Source organism: Streptomyces sp. 4F14, from assembly GCF_048159485.1.
Taxonomy (GTDB): Bacteria; Actinomycetota; Actinomycetes; order Streptomycetales; family Streptomycetaceae; genus Streptomyces.
The window spans coordinates 131,665-149,886 of the sequence record NZ_JBLRVY010000028.1 but is presented as its reverse complement, the minus strand read 5'-3'; the positions used below and the strand labels follow the sequence as shown (position 1 = coordinate 149,886).

Annotated in this window: 18 protein-coding genes; 10 read left to right on the top strand and 8 right to left on the bottom strand. The window is 67.9% G+C overall.

What is annotated here, in order from left to right; translation table 11 throughout:
* Positions 1-6: 6 nt before the first annotated feature.
* The 6 genes from ACLZOT_RS37795 to ACLZOT_RS37770 all read left to right on the top strand — a co-directional run bounded on the left by ACLZOT_RS37795 (position 7) and on the right by ACLZOT_RS37770 (position 7,523).
* Positions 7-1,332, top strand: a complete 1,326-nt coding sequence (locus ACLZOT_RS37795; protein WP_416973671.1) for a glycosyltransferase — start codon at positions 7-9, stop codon at positions 1,330-1,332.
* Positions 1,329-3,569 (top strand): glycosyltransferase family 39 protein, encoded by a 2,241-nt coding sequence (locus ACLZOT_RS37790; protein WP_416973670.1) that lies wholly within the window; start codon positions 1,329-1,331, stop codon positions 3,567-3,569. Before ACLZOT_RS37795 ends, ACLZOT_RS37790 begins: the two co-directional genes overlap by 4 nt.
* A 108-nt stretch (positions 3,570-3,677) precedes the next feature.
* On the top strand, positions 3,678-5,081 hold the full coding sequence (locus ACLZOT_RS37785) for an MFS transporter (protein ID WP_416973669.1): 1,404 nt from the start codon (positions 3,678-3,680) through the stop codon (positions 5,079-5,081).
* 253 nt (positions 5,082-5,334) lie between these two features.
* Positions 5,335-6,198 (top strand): serine hydrolase, encoded by an 864-nt coding sequence (locus tag ACLZOT_RS37780; protein WP_416973668.1) that lies wholly within the window; start codon positions 5,335-5,337, stop codon positions 6,196-6,198.
* 87 nt (positions 6,199-6,285) lie between these two features.
* Positions 6,286-7,011 carry a TetR/AcrR family transcriptional regulator gene (locus ACLZOT_RS37775; RefSeq protein WP_416973667.1) on the top strand — a complete coding sequence of 242 codons (726 nt, stop codon included), beginning with the start codon at positions 6,286-6,288 and terminating at the stop codon, positions 7,009-7,011.
* Between the two features lie 164 nt (positions 7,012-7,175).
* On the top strand, positions 7,176-7,523 hold the full coding sequence (locus tag ACLZOT_RS37770) for a hypothetical protein (protein WP_416973666.1): 348 nt from the start codon (positions 7,176-7,178) through the stop codon (positions 7,521-7,523).
* Between the two features lie 84 nt (positions 7,524-7,607).
* On the opposite strand, the gene ACLZOT_RS37765 is transcribed toward ACLZOT_RS37770, so the two are convergent.
* The 5 genes from ACLZOT_RS37765 to ACLZOT_RS37745 form a co-directional block, all read right to left on the bottom strand.
* Complete coding sequence (locus ACLZOT_RS37765) at positions 7,608-8,075, bottom strand: PPOX class F420-dependent oxidoreductase (protein WP_416973665.1); 468 nt, start codon at positions 8,073-8,075, stop codon at positions 7,608-7,610.
* Positions 8,076-8,100: 25 nt separating this feature from the next.
* Complete coding sequence (locus ACLZOT_RS37760) at positions 8,101-8,922, bottom strand: YceI family protein (protein ID WP_416973664.1); 822 nt, start codon at positions 8,920-8,922, stop codon at positions 8,101-8,103.
* A 93-nt stretch (positions 8,923-9,015) separates the two neighbouring features.
* Complete coding sequence (locus ACLZOT_RS37755) at positions 9,016-11,556, bottom strand: MFS transporter (protein ID WP_416973663.1); 2,541 nt, start codon at positions 11,554-11,556, stop codon at positions 9,016-9,018.
* Positions 11,557-11,569: 13 nt separating this feature from the next.
* Positions 11,570-12,109, bottom strand: a complete 540-nt coding sequence (locus tag ACLZOT_RS37750; protein WP_416973662.1) for a MarR family winged helix-turn-helix transcriptional regulator — start codon at positions 12,107-12,109, stop codon at positions 11,570-11,572.
* Between the two features lie 159 nt (positions 12,110-12,268).
* Positions 12,269-13,120 carry a type II toxin-antitoxin system RelE/ParE family toxin gene (locus ACLZOT_RS37745; RefSeq protein ID WP_416973661.1) on the bottom strand — a complete coding sequence of 284 codons (852 nt, stop codon included), beginning with the start codon at positions 13,118-13,120 and terminating at the stop codon, positions 12,269-12,271.
* Between the two features lie 144 nt (positions 13,121-13,264).
* Here ACLZOT_RS37745 and ACLZOT_RS37740 point away from each other — a divergent pair, with 144 nt between their 5' ends.
* The 3 genes from ACLZOT_RS37740 to ACLZOT_RS37730 all read left to right on the top strand — a co-directional run bounded on the left by ACLZOT_RS37740 (position 13,265) and on the right by ACLZOT_RS37730 (position 14,674).
* Complete coding sequence (locus ACLZOT_RS37740) at positions 13,265-13,471, top strand: hypothetical protein (RefSeq protein ID WP_416973660.1); 207 nt, start codon at positions 13,265-13,267, stop codon at positions 13,469-13,471.
* Between the two features lie 70 nt (positions 13,472-13,541).
* The gene (locus tag ACLZOT_RS37735; protein WP_416973659.1) at positions 13,542-13,859 is read left to right on the top strand and encodes a nucleoside triphosphate pyrophosphohydrolase; all 318 of its coding nucleotides are present in this window, start codon (positions 13,542-13,544) and stop codon (positions 13,857-13,859) included.
* Between the two features lie 29 nt (positions 13,860-13,888).
* The gene (locus ACLZOT_RS37730; protein WP_416973658.1) at positions 13,889-14,674 is read left to right on the top strand and encodes an alpha/beta fold hydrolase; all 786 of its coding nucleotides are present in this window, start codon (positions 13,889-13,891) and stop codon (positions 14,672-14,674) included.
* A 241-nt stretch (positions 14,675-14,915) separates the two neighbouring features.
* Here ACLZOT_RS37730 and ACLZOT_RS37725 read toward each other — a convergent pair whose 3' ends face one another.
* The 3 genes from ACLZOT_RS37725 to ACLZOT_RS37715 all read right to left on the bottom strand — a co-directional run bounded on the left by ACLZOT_RS37725 (position 14,916) and on the right by ACLZOT_RS37715 (position 17,613).
* Positions 14,916-15,641: a PaeR7I family type II restriction endonuclease gene (locus ACLZOT_RS37725; RefSeq protein ID WP_416973657.1), complete on the bottom strand. Its 726-nt coding sequence runs from the start codon at positions 15,639-15,641 to the stop codon at positions 14,916-14,918.
* 12 nt (positions 15,642-15,653) lie between these two features.
* Entirely contained in the window at positions 15,654-17,330 is a 1,677-nt protein-coding gene (locus ACLZOT_RS37720; protein ID WP_416973656.1) for an Eco57I restriction-modification methylase domain-containing protein, read from the bottom strand.
* Positions 17,331-17,484: 154 nt separating this feature from the next.
* Positions 17,485-17,613 carry a hypothetical protein gene (locus ACLZOT_RS37715; RefSeq protein ID WP_416973655.1) on the bottom strand — a complete coding sequence of 43 codons (129 nt, stop codon included), beginning with the start codon at positions 17,611-17,613 and terminating at the stop codon, positions 17,485-17,487.
* 137 nt (positions 17,614-17,750) lie between these two features.
* Here ACLZOT_RS37715 and ACLZOT_RS37710 point away from each other — a divergent pair, with 137 nt between their 5' ends.
* Positions 17,751-18,182, top strand: a complete 432-nt coding sequence (locus ACLZOT_RS37710; protein ID WP_416973654.1) for an NUDIX domain-containing protein — start codon at positions 17,751-17,753, stop codon at positions 18,180-18,182.
* Positions 18,183-18,222 lie beyond the last annotated feature (40 nt).

Here is an 18,222-nt window from a genome sequence, read left to right as displayed (position 1 = left end):
GTTGTCATGCGAACCGACTCTTCTCCCGGCACGCTGCCGGCACGGGAGCACCTCCCGGCCGGCGCTGCCGGAACGCCTGTCCTGGACGTCGTGATCCCCGTGTACAACGAGGAGAAGGACCTCGGCCCCTGCGTCGAGCGCCTGCACGACCACCTCGCCAGGACCTTCCCCTACCCCTTCCGGATCACGATCGCGGACAACGCGTCGATCGACACCACCCCGGTGGTCGCGAAGAACCTGGAGGCGTCACTCCCCGGAGTGAGGTCCTTCCGGCTGGAGCAGAAGGGCCGCGGCCGGGCGCTGCGGACCGTCTGGTCGGCCTCCGACGCGCCGGTCCTCGCCTACATGGACGTGGATCTGTCCACCGATCTCAACGCCCTGCTCCCGCTGGTGGCCCCGCTGATCTCGGGCCACTCCGACCTGGCGATCGGCTCCCGGCTGGCCCGCAGTTCGCGCGTAGTCCGGGGCGCCAAGCGGGAGTTCATCAGCCGCACGTACAACATGATCCTGCGGGGCTCGCTCCAGGCGCGCTTCTCGGACGCGCAGTGCGGGTTCAAGGCGATCCGGCGCGATGTGGCGCAGGTGCTGCTTCCGCTCGTCGAAGACACCGGTTGGTTCTTCGACACTGAGATGCTGGTCCTCGCGGAGCGGGCGGGACTGAGGATCCACGAGGTCCCGGTCGACTGGGTCGACGACCCCGACTCCACGGTGCACATCGTCAAGACGGCGACCGATGACCTGAAGGGGGTATGGCGCGTTGGGAAGGCCCTGGCCACCGGTTCGCTTCCCCTGGACCGGCTGACCAGGCCGTTCGGCGACGATCCCCGCGACCGCGAGATCATGGACGTACCCAAGGGACTGGCCCGGCAGCTCGTCGGCTTCTGTGTGGTCGGCGGTCTGTCGACGCTCTTCTACCTGCTGCTGTACAGCGGTTTCCGTACGTTCAGCGGCTCGCAGGTCGCCAACGCGCTGGCCCTGCTGGTGTCGGCGGTCGCGAACACGGCCGCCAACCGCCGGCTGACCTTCGGGGTACGGGGTTCCGGCAGCGCGGTGAAGCACCAGGCGCAGGGCCTCGTCGTCTTCGGCATCGGCCTCGCGCTGACCAGCGGGTCGCTGGCCGCGCTGAACGCGGCGACGTCAAGTCCCTCGCACGCTACGGAACTTGGGGTGCTGATCGCGGCGAACCTGGCGGCGACCGTGCTGCGGTTCCTGCTCTTCCGGGCCTGGGTGTTCCCGGACAAGCGTTCGGAGACGGACGACTGGCAGGACGCGACGATGCGTCTCTCGCCGGTCCGCCCGTACGACAACGACCCGCGGGAGAACCGGCGATGACGACCCTTCAGGACGAACGTACGTGGGTCGCTCCCCCGGCCCCCGAGGCCAACCCCCCGCGTTTCAGCAGACTTTGGCGAGGCCGCCCCGAGGACGCCCCCTGGGTCCGCCCGGCCTTCTTCGGCCTCCTCCTCGCGACCTTCCTCCTCTACCTCTACAACCTCAACTCCTCCGGCTACGCGAACTCCTTCTACTCAGCGGCGGTTCAGGCCGGCTCCCAGTCCTGGAAAGCCTTCTTCTTCGGCTCCCTCGACGCGGCCAACGCCATCACCGTCGACAAGCCCCCGGCCGCCCTGTGGCCGATGGCCCTCTCCGTACGGATCTTCGGCCTCAACTCCTGGGCGATCCTCGTCCCCGAGGTGCTGATGGGGGTCGGTACGGTCGCGGTGGTGTACGCGGCGGTACGGCGCCGTTTCTCCCCGGCCGCCGGTCTGATCGCCGGTGCCACGATGGCGCTGACCCCGGTCGCCGCGCTGATGTTCCGCTTCAACAACCCGGACGCGATGCTCGCGCTGCTCATGGCGGTGGCCTGCTACCTCGTCGTCCGTGCCCTGGAGGACGGCCGGACCAAGTGGCTCCTGTGGGCGGGCGCCGCGATCGGGTTCGCGTTCCTCGCGAAGACGCTCCAGGCGTTCCTGATCCTGCCCGCGCTGGCCGCTGTGTACGGGGTCTGCGCGCCGGTCTCCCTCAAGAAGCGGCTTGGTCAACTCGCCGCCGCCACCGGGGCGTTGGTCGTCTCCGGCGGCTGGTGGGTCGCGATCGTCGAACTCTGGCCCGCGTCCTCGCGGCCGTACATCGGCGGATCCCAGAACAACTCCTTCCTCGAACTCACCTTCGGCTACAACGGACTTGGCCGTCTGAACGGCGAGGAGACCGGGTCCGTCGGCGGGGGCGGCGGAGGCGGTGGCACCGGGCAGTGGGGTGAGACCGGCTGGGACCGGATGTTCAACTCCGAGATCGGCGGCCAGATCTCGTGGCTGCTGCCCGCCGCGCTGATCCTGCTGGTGGGTGGGCTGGTCGCCACGCGCAAGCTCAAGAGGACGTCCGTCACGCGGAGTTCGTTCCTCGTGTGGGGCGGGTCGCTGCTGATGACCACCGTCGTCTTCAGCTACATGGCGGGGATCTTCCACCAGTACTACACGGTGGCGCTGGCGCCTTACATCGCGGCGGTCGTCGGGATGGGTGCCGGGCTGTTGTGGGAGAAGCGGGCCGAGCTCTGGGCGTCCATCACCCTTGCGGGCGCGGTCGTTTCGGCGGCTGCCTGGGGGTACGTGCTGCTCAACAGGACGCCGGACTACCTGCCTTGGCTGAAGTGGCTGGTGCTGGTCGGTGGGCTGGTCGGGGCGCTCGGACTCATCTTCGCCGGGCGCATCAACCGCCAACTCGCCCTGGCCGCCGCCTCGGTGAGCCTGGTCGCGGCGCTGGCCGGGCCTACGGCCTACACGATCAGCACGCTTCAGGAAGGGCACACCGGGTCGATCGTGACGGCGGGGCCCGCGGGGGCGTCGATGATGGGTGGCCGGGGTGGTCCCGGTGGTGGTGGCGGTATGCGGGGTGGCATGGGCGGCGGGATGCCCGGCCAGAACCAGCAGGGCGGTAATGCGCAGGGCGGTATGGGCCAGGGGCAGGGCCAGGGCCAGCAGGGCAATGGCACCGGCGGCTTCCCGGGCGGCACCGGCGGCAACTCCCAGGGTGGCAACGGGAGTTCGCAGGGCGGCCAGAGTCAGGGCGGCCAGAGTCAGGGCGGTCAGTCCCAGCAAGGTCAGGGGCAGCAAGGCCAGGGGCAGGGCTTCCCCGGCGGCTCCACCACCGAAGGCGGACGCGGCGGCATGGGTGGCGGCGGCGGTGCCGGTGGCCTCCTCAACGGCGCGAGCGTCACCTCCGAGGCGAAGAAGCTCCTCGACACGGACAGCGACAAGTACACCTGGGTCGCGGCGGCCATCGGCGCGCAGAACGCGGCGAGTTATCAGCTGGCGACCGGCGACCCCGTGATGGCGATCGGCGGCTTCAACGGCACCGACCCGTCCCCGACGCTGGCCCAGTTCAAGGAGTACGTGGCGGACGGGAAGATCCACTACTTCATCTCCAGCGGAAGCGGCGGCGGAGGCGGCGGCATGATGGGCGGCTCCTCCACGGGTACGTCGTCCCAGATCACCACCTGGGTCGAGGCCAACTTCAAGAAGGTGACGGTGGGTTCGGCCACCTTCTACGACCTCACGCAGAAGGCGAGCAGCTAGGGCATACGACGGACGGTTCGCTGAGGGCGGGCGGTGACCTCCAGGGGTCGCCGCCCTCTTCTCGACCCTCTCTTGTACGCCGTACAGGAACCTTCTACGCTGTACAACATGGCCACCGACCTGACTCAGACACCGCCCTCCGCCGTGCAGGGTCACCCCCAGCGCTGGCTGATCCTCGGCGTCATCGCCCTCGCGCAGCTCACCGTCCTGCTCGACAACACCGTCCTGAACGTCGCGATCCCGTCCCTCAAGAAGGAGTTGGGCGCGAGCACCTCGGACATCCAGTGGATGATCAACGCGTACTCGCTCGTGCAGGCGGGGTTGCTGCTGACGGCGGGCAGCGCGGCGGACCGGTACGGCCGCAAGAAGATGCTGGCGACCGGGCTCGTCCTGTTCGGCGTGGGCTCCCTGGCCGCGGCCCTGGCCTCGTCCACCGGCCAACTCATCGCCGCGCGCGCCGGGATGGGCGTAGGCGGCGCCCTCCTCGTCACGACCACCCTCGCGGTCGCGATGCAGATCTTCCCGCCCGACGAGCAGCCGAAGGCGATCGGGATCTGGGCGGCGGTGAACTCCCTCGGGTTCGCGGCCGGGCCCCTGATCGGCGGGTTCATGCTGGGCCACTTCTGGTGGGGCGCGATCTTCCTCATCAACTTGCCGGTCGCCGCAGGGGCATTGGCGGCCGTGGTGGCTCTCGTCCCCGAGTCCAAGAACCCCCAGGGCGACCGGCCCGACCTGCTCGGTTCCGCGCTCTCCACCGTCGGGATGTCGTCCCTCGTCTTCACGATCATCTCCGGGCCCGAGCACGGGTGGCTGTCGGCGCGGGTGCTGGGCAGCGGGGTCGTCGCCGTCGTCGTCCTCGGGGTGTTCGCGTGGTGGGAGAGCCGGGTTCCGTACCCCATGCTCGACATGTCCTTCTTCCGTAACCGCCGGTTCACGGGGGCGGTCGCCGGGGCCGTCCTCGTCATGTTCGGGATGGGCGGGGCGCTGTTCCTCCTCACCCAGCACCTCCAACTGGTCCTCGGCTACGGCCCGTTGGAGGCCGGGTTCCGTACGGCTCCGCTCGCCGTCGCCGTCGTCCTGCTCAACTTCACCGGCGCCGCCGCGAAGATCACGGCGAAGCTGGGAGGGCCGGTGACGATCCTGCTGGGCATGGCCGTGATGGCGGGCGGGCTCGTATCCATCGGGGTGCTGGGGGAGCGGGGGTACGCCGGGACGCTGCTGGGGCTGGTCATGATCGGCGCGGGCACGGCGACGGCCAGCCCCGCGATGGCTCACGCGATCATGAGTTCCATACCGCCGGCCAAGGCGGGGGTGGGGGCCGGGCTCAACGGCATGTCGGCGGAGTTCGGGATGGGACTGGGGGTCGCGGTACTGGGGGCGGTGCTGACGTCTTCGGCGAGTCTGGAACAGGGGCTGCGGGAAGGGCAGTTGGTAGGGGCGGTGGCTGTGGTGGCGGGGGGTGTGGTGGCCGGGGTGCTGCTGCGCCGGGCCGACTTCTCAAAAGGTATTTAGCGCCTTATTCCCCTTATGGGGCCTGTGCTATTGTGCGGCACCGCAATTCGCGAAGGTGAATGGCGCGGAATGTTCTGAGGGAAAGGGCGAAATGTCGACTGTGCGCAGGTATGTAACGGTGGGGGCTGGAGCGATTGCCCTCGTGGTCGCGCTTCCAATGGCTGCATCTGCGGATGCGAATGGCGGTCGAATAGCCGGGGCTTCATGTGTCTCGGACAAATACGGACCGGTCGGGGATATCCTGGCCAAGAGTATGGAGAAGGATATAGACAAGGCCCTTCAGGGCCGCGAAAGTGTGGCGTCGGTTGCGCTCTACGACCGCAAGCACGGCATATCTTGCACGTATGACGAGAACAGGCAGCAAGACGCGGCGAGCGTGATCAAGACCGCGATCCTGGGCGCGCTGCTGTTCCAGAACAAGGGCCCTCTGACCGGCGACGACGACACCCTCGCCAGGAAGATGATCACCGCGTCGGACAATGCCTCGGCCACGACTCTCTGGCGGAAGCTTTCGGATCTCACGAATCCGTCCGCGCCGAACCCGGTCAAGATTCAGGCATTCCTCGACCGGGTGGGAATGAAGAACACCGTCCTCGACAAGGAAGGTTTCTGGGGTCTCAGCCAGGTCACCGCGGCGGATCAGCTCAAACTCCTGACGGTGTTCACGACCAACGGTGATGCGGAAGGGCCGGTGCTCACCGGAGAAGCGCGCGCCTACGCACTGAGCCTCATGAATCAGGTCCAGGCCGATCAGCGCTGGGGAACTCCGGCCGGAGCTCCCAAGAACGCTGTCGTCCATGTCAAGAACGGCTGGCTGCAACGCTCCAACAATCCTGACGTGGACCCCTACGACAGGCTCGACTGGAAGGTGAACAGCATGGCCGCGTTCACCGGTGCCGACTACGACTACGGGCTTGTCGTCCTCACCGAGAACAACAGGGTCCCCGCCGGCCGTCCGGCGCAAGAGGGGTGGACCTACGGCATCAACACCATCGAAGGCGTGGCTCGCGCGGTCCATCACGGCCTGTACCCGCAGGAGTCGCCTTCCCAGGGCGTCCAGCCCTCCCGGCAGAGCCTGGTCAATCAGCTCAAGTTGCAGCCCGCCCAGCCCAGGTGAGGTGGGCCCTCAACACCACCGCTGCATGAGATAGAGCCCCGCGCCCCTTTAGAGTGTTGCAATGGGCGCAAAACGGGAGGTGGGCCTGTGACCAGGCAAAGCGTATGGCTGGCCGACAAGGAACGCCGCCGCAGGTCCACCCAGCCCACCGGACTCGACCGCCCCCGCATCACCACCGCCACCGTCCGCCTCCTCGACGCCGAGGGCCTCGACAAGTTCTCCATGCGCCGCCTGGCCGCCGAACTGAACGTCACCGCGATGTCGGTCTACTGGTACGTCGAGACGAAGGACGAACTCCTCGAACTCGCCCTCGACGAGGTCTACGGCGAAGTCCCCCTCCCCCCGGCGACGGCCGACTGGCGGACGGACGTCCGCCAACTGGCCACCTGGTACCGCACGTTGCTGGTCCGCCACCCCTGGGCCTCCCCCCTCGGCGGCCGCTACCTCAACATCGGCCCCCACTCCCTCACCTTCGCCCGAGCCGTCCAACAAGCCGTCCGCAAAACGAACTTGCCCCCCGAGGACATCACCGGCGTCATCGCCGCCGTCTTCCAGTTCGTCTACGGCTTCGGCACGATGGAAGCCCACTTCTTCGCCCAGACCGCCGCCTCCGGCCTCTCCCCTGACGCCTACTACCGCGAATCCCTGGACCTCTTCAACGCGAGCACGGAGATGTCCCAAATGGCCGAGGAAACGAAGGACTTGGTCGAGGCGAGGGGCGCGTCCACGATCGTCGAGATGCACAACAGGGACTTCGACTTCGCGCTGGATCTGCTGCTGGCGGGGGTCCAGGCGATGATGGACCGCCGCTGAACTCGAAGGAAAAGTTGCCAAGTTCGCTGAGATTTGCTTCAACTCGGCGATCTCAGTGCTACGGTGCTCCTCAACGAGAAAAAAGTGGCCCCCTCAGGGCTCGGAGTGTTAGCGCACTCCGCTGAAGGGGCCCGACGACAACTCTGACTAAGGAACCTGTCGCCATGCGCCAGTCTATCGCGCACGCCTTCTTGGCGTACCTCTGCACCCTCATCGCCCTCCTCCTCCCCGCCACGGGCACCCGCCGCAAGTGCTGCGCACCCCCGGCCCCGGAGCCCGTGATCCCCGAAAGCCCCTGGTCACGCCCCTGGACGTCACCGTCCAAGGCGGAGGCCGCCGAGATCTTCCGCCGCCAGGCAGAAGCATGGGCGGAGTCGGAGGAAGCAGAACGCCAACGAGAACGCCGAAGGGCAGCGGCGTTCGCGGCGGCGGGCCTGGAGTACCCGTACACGTACGAGGGCGCCCCGTTCGGCGCGGAGGCGTTTGCGGACGTTATGAGGAAGACCGCGTAGCGGTCATTTCCTCAGGGGCGCGGGGAACTGCGCGAGTAACCACATACGACCGGAACTCGCGCACTCCCAGAACCCCCCACCCCTTTAGGCGCCCGGCGTCCCCAACCTTGCCGGAAATCCCCCCGTAGCCACCGGCCCCCACTTCTCCGGAGTGACCCGGATAATCGACTTCCCCTGCCGAACCATCGCCTCCCGGTACTCATCCCAATCCGGATGCTCACCAGAGATGTTCCGGAAGTACTCCACCAACGGCTCCACGGAATCCGGCGAGTCGACAACCTCCGCCACCCCATCGATCTGCACCCACGCCCCGTTCCACTCATCACTCAGCACCACGACACTCACCCGCTCATCCCGCTTCGCGTTCCGCGTCTTGGCCCGCTCCGGATACGTGGACATCACGATCCGCCCGGAGTCATCGACCCCACAGGTCAACGGCGAAGCCTGCGGCCCCCCATCCGCCCGCCGAGTGATCAACAGAGCCCGATGCCGGGGCCGTACGAAGTCGAGGAGTTCTTCGAGGGAGACGCGGGTGTTCGTAGCGATAGCCATGGAACCCACCCTAGGAGCACAGGCATCACCCGGTGGGCAAAGACTCCCCCTGAACGGCCTGCACATCCAGCTCGACCCGCAACGTGGTCCCGATCGCGGCGATCCCAGCAGCCACCACCTGGTTGTAGTTCATGGCGAAGTCCTCCCGCCGCAACTCAGCGGTGGCCCGGAACGCGGCCCGGGTCCCACCCCACGGATCGCCCCCGGTCCCGAGGTAGGAGAGTTCGAGATCGACGTCCCGCACAACCCCTCGCATGCTCAACTCACCATGTACGGTCCACCGATCGACCCCGGCGACACTCAACCCCGAGGAGCGGTACGTGATTTCGGGGTACGACTCGACATCGAGGAAGTCCCCGGACCGCAGATGCCCGTCCCGCATCGCGTTCCCGGTATCGATGGACGCGGCCTGAATCACCGCCTCCACACGGGACTTGGTCACATCATCAGGCGCGACCTCGATGGAAGCGCTGAACTCCGTGAACCGCCCCCGCACACTGGAGATCCCGAGATGCTGGGCGACGGCCCCGACACTGGAGTGCACGGGATCGACGGTCCAGGGCCCGGGCGGCGGCAACTCCTCGCCGCCTTGCCGCGCGAGCACGACGTTCCCGACGTCCGCACGCCCACTGGCGGTCACCAACGCCGTGGAAGCCGCAGGCGCGTACCCCACGGCAGTGATGATGACGGTGTGCGCCCCCGGCGACAGAAAGGCCGAGTCCCGCACCACACCCTCGTCGTCCGCCTCGGCCCGCACCACCTGCGTACCGGTCATGTCGGTCACGGTCACGACGGCGTGGGACACGGCCCACCCGTCCTTCGTCCGGATCCTCGCGCTCAACGCCATGTCGCAACTCCTCTTGAAAGTCTGCAAGTCTGCCGAAAAAGGGCCCGCGGTGGGGAATGGCTACCCCACCACAGGCCCCTGCTCACGGCCGGTTCACTCGCCCGGGTGGCCGAGTTCGATGTCGTGCCCGTCGACCCCGTGCCCGGCGACGGTCAGCCCGGCGGCGACCGGCGGATACCCGGTCGCGATGACCGTGTACTCGCCACTGTCGAGATCGGAGAAGGCGTACGCACCGTCGGAGCCGGTGGTGGAGGTCCCGAGGACGTTCCCGGCGGCGTCGACCAACGTCACACGCGCGTCGGCGAGGGGACCGTGGGGCGCGCGTACGACGCCCTGGAGGTGCGCGCCGGCGTCGAGGACGACCTCCGCGCGGGTCACCCCGGTGACCCCGATCTCGACGGGCAGCGCACGCGGCCGGAACCCGCTCGCGTTGACGGCGACGGTCACCGCACCCGGCACCAACTCCCCGAAGGAGAACTCGCCGTGCTCCCCGGTCGTCCCGGTGGCGAGCAGATCGCCGCGTACGTCGGTGACGACGACCATCGCGTCCTTGACGCCGTCCCCGCCCTCGGCGGCCCGGACGACCCCGGCGAGCCCGCTGGTGCCGCTGAGCAGGATGTCGTACGCGACCGGCTCGCCGTTCACGACGATCGTGGACGCCTGGGGCTGGAAGCCGTCGGCGGAGGCGATGAGGACGTACGAGCCGGAGCCGGGCGCGTCGACACCGTAGGAACCGTCCGACTGGGCCACCGCGCGGCCGAGTTGGCGACCGGCGAGGGAGATGAGGGTGACGGCGGCGGAGGGGAGGGGGGCGTTCTCGGCGCCTCGGATGTAGCCGTGGATGGAGGTGCCGGGGGTTGAACCAGCTTCGGTGCCTGCTGAGTTGGTGGCGGCGACGGCAACGGGCTGTGTCTGCACGGCAGTTGCTCCGACCAGCGCCGGGACCTTCTCCTCGGCCTCTGCCCAGGAGGGAACGGGTGCCTTAACAGCCGCCTGCACAGCGGCACTCGGGACCACCGGAGCCTCGTCCGCACCAGCAGCCTGCGCAATGGCCCCCGTCGTCCGCAACGGCACCTCCTTGATGAACAGCGTCACGAAGAACGCGAGGAACGCGATCGGAGCGACGTACAGGAAGATGTCCGCGATCCCGTGCCCGTACGCGCTCTCCAGCCACGTACGCACCGGCCCCGGAAGGGAGTTCATGTCCGGCAGCGCGCTGGAGCCGGTCGCCTTCGCGGCGGCCATCTGGGACTGCGGGTCGAGGGAGGTGATCGTGTCCTTGGCGTAGTGCGTGATCCGCGTCGACATGACCGAGCCGAGCGCGGCGACGCCGACGGCTCCGCCGAGGGAGCGGAAGAAGGTCACCGTCGAGCTGGCGGCGCCGAGTTCGTGCGGGGCGACCTGGTTCTGGGTGGAGAGGACCAGGTTCTGCATCATCATGCCGACGCCGAGGCCCATGACGGCCATGAAGAGGCCGATCTTCCAGTAGTCGGTGTCGTAGCGCATCGTGCCGATGAGCCCGAGCCCGGCGGTCAGCAGCGCGCCGCCGGAGACCAGCCACGCCTTCCACTTGCCGGTCTTGGTGATGACCTGCCCGGAGACGGTCGAGGCGACGAACAGGCCCGCGATCATCGGGATGGTCATCACCCCGGACATCGTGGGGGACTTGTCGCGGGCGAGCTGGAAGTACTGGCTGAAGAAGACCGTGCCGGAGAACATCGCGATGCCGACGAACAGCGAGGCGATCGACGCGAGCGTGATGGTCCGGTTCCTGAACAGGTGCAGCGGGATGATCGGTTCGCTGGCCTTGCTCTCGACGAACACGAAGACCGCGGCGAGCACGAGCGAACCGCCGACCATCGTGTACGTCTGCCACGACAGCCAGTCGTACTTGTCGTCCGCGAACGTCACCCAGATGAGCAGCAGGCTGACCGCGGCGGTGATGAAGAACGCGCCCGTCCAGTCGACCTTCACCTGGCGCTTGTTCTCGGGCAGGTGCAGCGTCTTCTGAATAACGGCCAGCGCGATCAACGCGAACGGCACACCGACGTACAGGCACCAACGCCAGCCCAGCCAGCTGGTGTCGGTGATGACACCACCGATCAGCGGACCGCCGACGGTCGCTACGGCGAACGTCGCGCCGAGGTAACCGGAGTACCGGCCCCGCTCACGCGGCGAGATCATCGCGGCCATGATGATCTGGGCGAGCGCGGTCAACCCACCAGCTCCGAGGCCCTGGATGACGCGCGCGCCGATCAACATCCCGGAGTTCTGGGAGAGTCCGGCAACAACGGACCCAACAATGTAGATAACCAGGGCTATCTGAACGAGCGCCTTCTTGCTGACCAGGTCAGCGAGCTTGCCCCACAGGGGAGTTGAGGCGGTCATCGCGAGCAGCGCGGCGGTCACGACCCACGTGTACGCGGACTGGCCACCCCCGAGATCCTTGATGATCTTCGGCAGCGCGTTGGTGACGATCGTCGACGACAGGATCGCCGCGAACATGCCGAGCAGCAGCCCGGACAGGGCTTCCATGATCTGCCGGTGGGACATGGGCGCGTGTGCGTGGGGTGCCGGGGACTGGGCCCCGTGCTTGCCGTGGGCCCGCACACCGGGCGGTGTGGTTGTAGCCATGGGGTTCCTTGTCTTAGGTGGTCGCGGGTGTACGGGTGGATCGCTGGTGTGTGGAGGCGGGCGGGGGCGGCGCGGGGCTCCGCGGCTCACGGGCTTCATGCCGTACGGCGCCCTGCTGGCGTCCCGGTCGGCAGTCGAACTCCGCGCGCAGCCGCGTCAGCAGCCGCGTCAACTGGTCGACGTCCTTCGCGGACCAGCTGTCCAGCCGCTCGGCGAGCAACTCCACGCTCCGCTGCGAGAGTTCGGCGAGCTTGTCGCGGCCGGCCGGGGTGAGCCGAAGAATGCGGGACCGCTTGTCGGCGGGGTCGGCGGCGCGCTCGATCCAGCCCCGGTCCACGAGGTGGGCGACGTGCCGGCTGCTGACGGACATGTCCACGGACAGCAGCTCCGCGAGATGCGTCATCCGCATCTCGCCGTACCGCCCGAGCAGTCCCAGCACCGCGGTCGACCCCGCGGGGCAGTCCGGCGGCAGAATCCGCTCCAGCTCCCGCTTCACGGCCCCGAAGGCACTGAGCTGACGAGCCAGCTCCTCGAACTGTGCCTGCCCGGCCATCCCACCCTCCCTCATTCGTTGCCTTCAGCAACCATAAGAGCAGTTGGTTGCTGCAGGCAAACAAAAAGACCGTTAGGCCGACAAAAACTTGGCAAAGGCAAGTATTGCGGGAGTAAACATGCAGGTGGGGCGGCGCTCCGTGCTAGCGGAGCGCCGCCCTCAGGCGGCGATGTCTGTGCGCCAGCCTTCCACTTCGGCCCAGACGAGCAGCCGTACGGGCTGGTGGCGAAGAAGGGTGCGCAGCGCCTTCGCATCCGCGAGGTCCAGCTTGGTTCCGGGAAGCTCCAGCTGGATGTCGCCGCCGATGGCCTGGACGTAGGCGGACAGCTCGGCGAGGTAGCGGACGAGTTCGCGCAGGTCGTTGTCCGCCTTCGCCGGGGCCGTACCGGAGACACCGTGGATCCGGCGGAAATCGAAGCCGACGGTACCGCTCTCCAGGTCGATGACCCGCTGGAGCGCCACCCCCATGCGCAGGGCGACGTCCTCGCGGGTGGCGCGCGAGCGTTCGCGCAGCTCGACGAGGCGCGCTCCGCGTTCCTCGGCGGCGAGCCGTTCCGCTCCGCGCTCGATGCTCTCGCGAGCTGCCGGGTCGTCCGGGAAGAACTCGTCCAGGAAGTCGTCGAAGCTGTCGTAGGTACCAGACTCGTCGATCATGTGCGGCCCTCCTGCATCTTCCGCGACCGGGATCGTCTCGTCGTACCAGCCGGACCAGTTTCCCGCCTTGTTCCCGGCGGCGAGGATGACGGCCCTGCGTACGGGGTCGAAGACGAACAGCATGCGGACGGACACCCGCTGGCCGGAGCGGGGCCGCAGCTCCTTCATCGCGTACTTCGAGCCCTTGACCAGGTCCGCTGTCGGACGGGCGAGGGCAGGACCACGCTCGGTGAGGCGTTTGACGGCCTCGCTGATGTGCTTCAGGGTCTCCGGGTCGCTGCGGCGGAGCTCGTGCAGCCATGCGCGGACCTCGGGGACGATCGTGAGCTGGTAGTTGCTCGGGTTCTGCGGTGCCAAGCGGCTTCCCCCTGCTTGATCCTTTGCTGGACGCTACCGCTGCTGGGACGGAAATATCGGGGAAACCGGATACGAGCCCTGTCCCGACCTTCGGCAGAGCCCCGGCTTGGGCCTTCACCCCCCACTTCGCTAACCTCTCGACGCATGGCCGACAACCAGAACCCGCAGGGCAATTACGACCCCGCCGGCAGCACCCAGATGTTCCGCGCGTTCGTCGACGAGGGCGCCCCCCAGGCGTCGTCCCCGGCGGCCACCCCCACCACCGCCTCCGGCCCCCGCGTCGGCCTCATCGCCGTCGTCGTGGCAGCGATCGTGGTCGTGGCGGCGGTGGCGTGGCTCGCCTTCAAGTAGCGACCGGGAGCAACCTCGCCCACCAGGCCCGCACCCCCGGCGAATGAACGGGGGTGCGGGGGGTCGACCAATGGACAGCTACGGAAAGTTGGTGCGGGACCGGATCCCGCAGATCATCCGTGCGGACGGCACTGAGCCCGTCACCTACACCGCGGACCCGGACGAGTACCGTCACCGGCTGCGGGACAAACTCCGTGAGGAGGTCGCGGAGTTCCTGGAGGCCGATGGTGCCGGGGCCCTGGAGGAGCTCGCGGACGTGCTGGAAGTCGTCCATGCGCTCGCGGCGGACCTGGGGGTCGGTGTGGACCGGCTGGAGGAGGTCCGACGGGCCAAGGCGGATGAGCGGGGCGGCTTCGCGGACCGGATCGTCTGGACCGGCAACCGCTGACCGCACCCGCCCTCTGAGATCATCCGCCCATGCTCCAACTCCCCGACGCCCTCGGCCACCTCGCCTACGACGTCACCGGCGACGGCCCGCCGGTCGCGCTCGTGCACGCCGGTGTCGCCGATCACCGCATGTGGGACGCGGTCACCCCCACCCTCGCGGAACGCCACACGGTCATCCGCTACGACCTTCGCGGCTTCGGCGAGTCCGCGCCCCCGGCCGGCCCCTTCCGCGAAGTGGACGACCTGGCACGCCTGTTGGACCACCTCGGACACGACCGTGTACGCCTCGTGGGCGCGTCCTGGGGAGGCCGGGTGGCCCTGGACTTCACGCTGGCGTATCCGGCCCGCGTACAGGCGCTGGCGATGCTGACGGCGCCCTGGCCGGGGTACGACTGGTCGGCGGAGATGATCGCGTACGACGAGGCGGAAACGGCCGCGCTGGACGCGGGCGACCTGGACGAGGCCGTACGGATCAACTTGGACATGTGGCTGAGGGGCCCCGCCCGGAGTTGGGGTGAGGTCGGGGAGGGGCTGGCGGAGCAACTCCGGGGGCCCATGCGTACGTTGCTGGCGCAGCAGGGGGTCGTGGGGCAGCACTCTCAGGGCCCCGCGAGCGGCGACCTCGCCGGCATCTCCATACCCACCCTGGTGGGCCTCGGCAAGCTGGACGTCCCCGACTTCCAGGACATCGCGCACAGGTACGCGGCCGAGATTCCCGGAGCGGAACTGGTGGAGTTCGCGAGCGCCGCGCACCTCATCGCGATGGATGCGCCGGGGGAGGTCGGGGCGGTGCTGGGGGAGTTCCTGAAGGGTTAGGACTGTCGCTCTCTCCATCGCCGCCGCCTGGCCGACGAGCCTGTGCGGCTGATGGACCGGGGTATCCGGATGCTGGAAGCCTCGCTCGCGGCCACTGCCGCACGGCAACCGGCTCCGTCTGGAACGGCAGCTCGACGCCATTGCCCTGGCCCGCCGGTGGCTGCTGTGGGAACTGACCAGCGCGCCGGTCAACAGGCTGCCTGGAGCAGGCGGTGTTCCGCCGATCGCCGAGGCTGATGTCCTAGCCAGGAATGCCAAGGTCCTTCAGGTAAGTGAGGCGGGCGTTTATCGCCGCTGAGAAGTGCCGCCAGTCGAGGCTTTCCACCAGCTCGATGGGCTTGGGGTTCTCGGCCGAGGATGTGACGTAGCACACGGCGTCGTAGAGCTGCTCGGCCATGAGGCGCTCGCAGAAGATCCCGAACCGGTCTTGGTACGAGGTGTCGTGCCAGATCTTGTCGGAGGGCAGGGCGCCCTTCGCGGTCCTGACCGGCCTCCGGGAGCCTTCGCCGTCCTGCATGATGAAGAAGTAGCCGAGCCAGGGCTTCTCCTTCGGGTACAGCTCGGCGAGGGCTGCGCGGCGGAGGTCCACCGCGCTGCCTAGTGCTTCCTCTACCCGGTTGTTGTAGTTGTTGCCGTACGACGGCCCTCCGAGCGCCTTCAACTCGAAGGCCGCGACGAGTACGCCCTGGTGAACGACTACGAGGTCCCACTGTTTCTGCGGCCGGTAGTAGCCGGGCAGCTCCAGGCCCTGGGACTTGCTGACGCGGATGCTCTCGGGCGGGAAGCCGGCATCCAGGAAGAACTTTGCCAAGAGGGTCGCGATCACGTCGAAGTGCTTGCCACCGCGTACCGATCCGGCTGTGCCGGCGCCAACCGCGGCTTTGATCGCGGACTGCTCGTTCTGAAGCTGTTTCGCACCCCAGTAGGCCGCGATGGCGTCTTCGAAGTCTTGGCGGGTGACCGTCAAGATCCGTCCTTCCTAGTCAGGCAGCTCGGCGAGTCCGTAGACGCGAAGCGCGGCCTCCGTGGCGGCCTTCACGTCGCGCTTGTCGAAAGCCTCCGCAAGGGCGACCCGGTCGCTCTCGCTGATCGCTGCGGGGTCGGGCACGCGGATCTTGCGGAGGTACTGCGCCTGGAACCGGAGGGTCCCCCCTCGCATCTTGACCGCGTACGCCTCCACGAACGCTTCCGCGACTTTGGAGAGCAGCAGACCACCGAGTACGCGCATGTCCCAGACGTCCGAGACGATGAAGTACAGGTTGTGGTGAGGGTACAGGCCGCCTTCGTCGAGGACCGGATGGATCGTCAGTTTCATGTCCGGAAGCAGCAGCTTGGGGCGCTCGGTCAGACGGTGGTCGACCTTGTCGATCGTCTTGTACCAGCGTTGGGGCTGTTTGACCGCGATGTAGCGCTTACGGAGGGCGGCACCGTGCTCTTCGAAGTACTTGGCGAGCCGGGGGTGCGCGGTGAGGTCCGCGAGTTCGCCCTCGGTGGTCCAAGGATTGACCAGGTAGGTCCCGTGCCAGTGCAGAGTGCCGCTGGTGGTGTCACGGACCGTGGCCATCGGCAACAGCCGGTCACGTTCGACGAGGGTGTCGTCGTCAGTGAGGAAGACCTTGTCGGCGCCGGTGGCGATGCCGATGCCGACGCGGGTGCCGGTCTTGTCGTCCTCCAGCAGCCGGAAACGTTCGGTCAGCTCCTCCAGGACTGCCAGCCTGGCCGGTGACGCGGCCGGCCACGAGTCCTCGTCCGGGAACCAGTGCGGCATACGCGCGGCCTGGAAGGCCGGGGTGGTCATCGACTCCGATGTGCCCTTCGAGTACCAGTTGGCGAAGTCGTGGGCCTGGGAACTTCCGAACGCGCGGGTGGTGTCCGCCGCAACTGCCTTACCTTGGGAACGGTTCGAGATGATCGTGATCGCCGGATAGGCCGAAACTTGATCATCGAAGGCGTCCACGTCGTGCATGACGAGTGCCAGATCCATGCTGAAGCGCCGCTTCACCAGCTGCCGGAGCCGACTACCGTACTGGTTCCGCATCCAGCGGTCCGCGCAGATGAAGCCCAGCCGGCCTCCAGGCTTGAGGCTTCGCAGCGCGATCTCGTAGAAGCCGACGTAAATGTCTGCTCGGCCGCCCATCGTGGTACAGGCGCTGCGATAGGCGGCCATCCGATGGTCAGGGACGTCTTCAAGGCGAATGTACGGAGGGTTGCCCACCACGTAGTCGGCACGGTGATCGGCGTCGGACCGCAGGAGGTAGTCGCCTTCTTCGACCCATGCTGCTGCCACTCGCCGGGCTTCCTCGGCCTGCCATCCCTCGTCCACCAGCTGCTTTTCGATGACCGCACGGCTTTGTCGCACGTTGCGCTCCAGCAGGTCCAGAGCACGAACCGCCGCGAGCGCGTCTGTGATCGGTCGATTGTGCGCACGGCAGGAGGCACTGATCCGCGATGCCACAGCCACCAGGAACGCGCCCGAGCCGCAGGCCGGCTCGACGAGCTTCGCATCGCAGAGGTCCTTGTCGGCCGTGTAGCCGAGGAGGTCGAGGATCAGGTCGACCACCCAGCGTCGCGTGAAGACCTCGCCGTGCTCCACGACCTCTGCGGGAAGAGCGGGGAGACCGTGCAGATCGGTGTCAGGGAACAGAGGAGTGGCCACGTCTTGACCCTACTAGGGAGGATCTCGGCCACGAGAGTTATCCACAGGTCGGCCCGCATACGTCGCCGCTACCCCTCTGGACGATCCTCCTCACCGCCACCAGCGTCATCAGCCTCGTAGCCGCGACAACCACCCGTTAGAACTTCGAGGGGGGTCACGGCTGGTCGCTCTCACCATCGTTGCCGCCCGGCAGGACCGTCAGGTCGGTACGGTCACGCTGCCGCGCGTACGGGTCGGGAACCCTGGACGGGATGCCCTGCACGGCCTTGTCCCTGTGCGGCACCGTTGCCGTTGAACACGAAGTCGGCGCGGAGGCGCCAGGCTCCGGCGCGTCCTTCATCACCGGCCAGTCGTTGCACGTGGACGGGGGCTGGATTCTCCACTGACCCCACCTGGCACTACGAGAGGAAGTAGATCACCATGCAGCACCGAGTCCGAGCCGTCCTTCTCACCCCGACCGGCACCATGCTGCTGATGCGGCGCATCCGCCCCGGCGTGGAGCCGTACGCGGTGATCGTCGGTGGCAAGGTCGAACCGACCGATGCGAGCCCTGAGGAGGCGCTCCTCCGTGAGGTCCGTGAGGAGATCGCCGGAGAAGCCACGGTCGTCCGCCTGCTTCACACGCTGGAGACCGCCGACGAGCGGCAGGACTTCTACCTCGCCACGATCGAGAAGTGGAACTTCGAGGACCGCATCGGACCCGAGTTCAGCCAGGAAGGCCGAGGCGAGTACCTCCTCCAGGAGATCCCGCTCACCACCGAGGCGATCGACGGCGCCAACCTCATGCCGCCGGAGATCACCACTGTCCTGCACGAGGCCGTCGAGAAGGGCGAACTCCTTGCCCAGAGGTGAGACGGCCCTGCCAGGCATCCCAGCACCCACCACCGCCCCC

What these genes read in the sequence shown, in the direction of transcription:
- ACLZOT_RS37765 (WP_416973665.1), bottom strand. Translation starts at nt 8,075, where the DNA reads ATGGCTATCGCTACGAACACCCGCGTCTCCCTCGAAGAACTCCTCGAC.
- ACLZOT_RS37790 (WP_416973670.1), top strand. Translation starts at nt 1,329, where the DNA reads ATGACGACCCTTCAGGACGAACGTACGTGGGTCGCTCCCCCGGCCCCC.
- ACLZOT_RS37795 (WP_416973671.1), top strand. Translation starts at nt 7, where the DNA reads ATGCGAACCGACTCTTCTCCCGGCACGCTGCCGGCACGGGAGCACCTC.
- ACLZOT_RS37755 (WP_416973663.1), bottom strand. Translation starts at nt 11,556, where the DNA reads ATGGCTACAACCACACCGCCCGGTGTGCGGGCCCACGGCAAGCACGGG.
- ACLZOT_RS37740 (WP_416973660.1), top strand. Translation starts at nt 13,265, where the DNA reads ATGGCCGACAACCAGAACCCGCAGGGCAATTACGACCCCGCCGGCAGC.
- ACLZOT_RS37710 (WP_416973654.1), top strand. Translation starts at nt 17,751, where the DNA reads ATGCAGCACCGAGTCCGAGCCGTCCTTCTCACCCCGACCGGCACCATG.
- ACLZOT_RS37730 (WP_416973658.1), top strand. Translation starts at nt 13,889, where the DNA reads ATGCTCCAACTCCCCGACGCCCTCGGCCACCTCGCCTACGACGTCACC.
- ACLZOT_RS37760 (WP_416973664.1), bottom strand. Translation starts at nt 8,922, where the DNA reads ATGGCGTTGAGCGCGAGGATCCGGACGAAGGACGGGTGGGCCGTGTCC.
- ACLZOT_RS37735 (WP_416973659.1), top strand. Translation starts at nt 13,542, where the DNA reads ATGGACAGCTACGGAAAGTTGGTGCGGGACCGGATCCCGCAGATCATC.
- ACLZOT_RS37785 (WP_416973669.1), top strand. Translation starts at nt 3,678, where the DNA reads ATGGCCACCGACCTGACTCAGACACCGCCCTCCGCCGTGCAGGGTCAC.
- ACLZOT_RS37750 (WP_416973662.1), bottom strand. Translation starts at nt 12,109, where the DNA reads ATGGCCGGGCAGGCACAGTTCGAGGAGCTGGCTCGTCAGCTCAGTGCC.
- ACLZOT_RS37780 (WP_416973668.1), top strand. Translation starts at nt 5,335, where the DNA reads ATGGAGAAGGATATAGACAAGGCCCTTCAGGGCCGCGAAAGTGTGGCG.
- ACLZOT_RS37770 (WP_416973666.1), top strand. Translation starts at nt 7,176, where the DNA reads ATGCGCCAGTCTATCGCGCACGCCTTCTTGGCGTACCTCTGCACCCTC.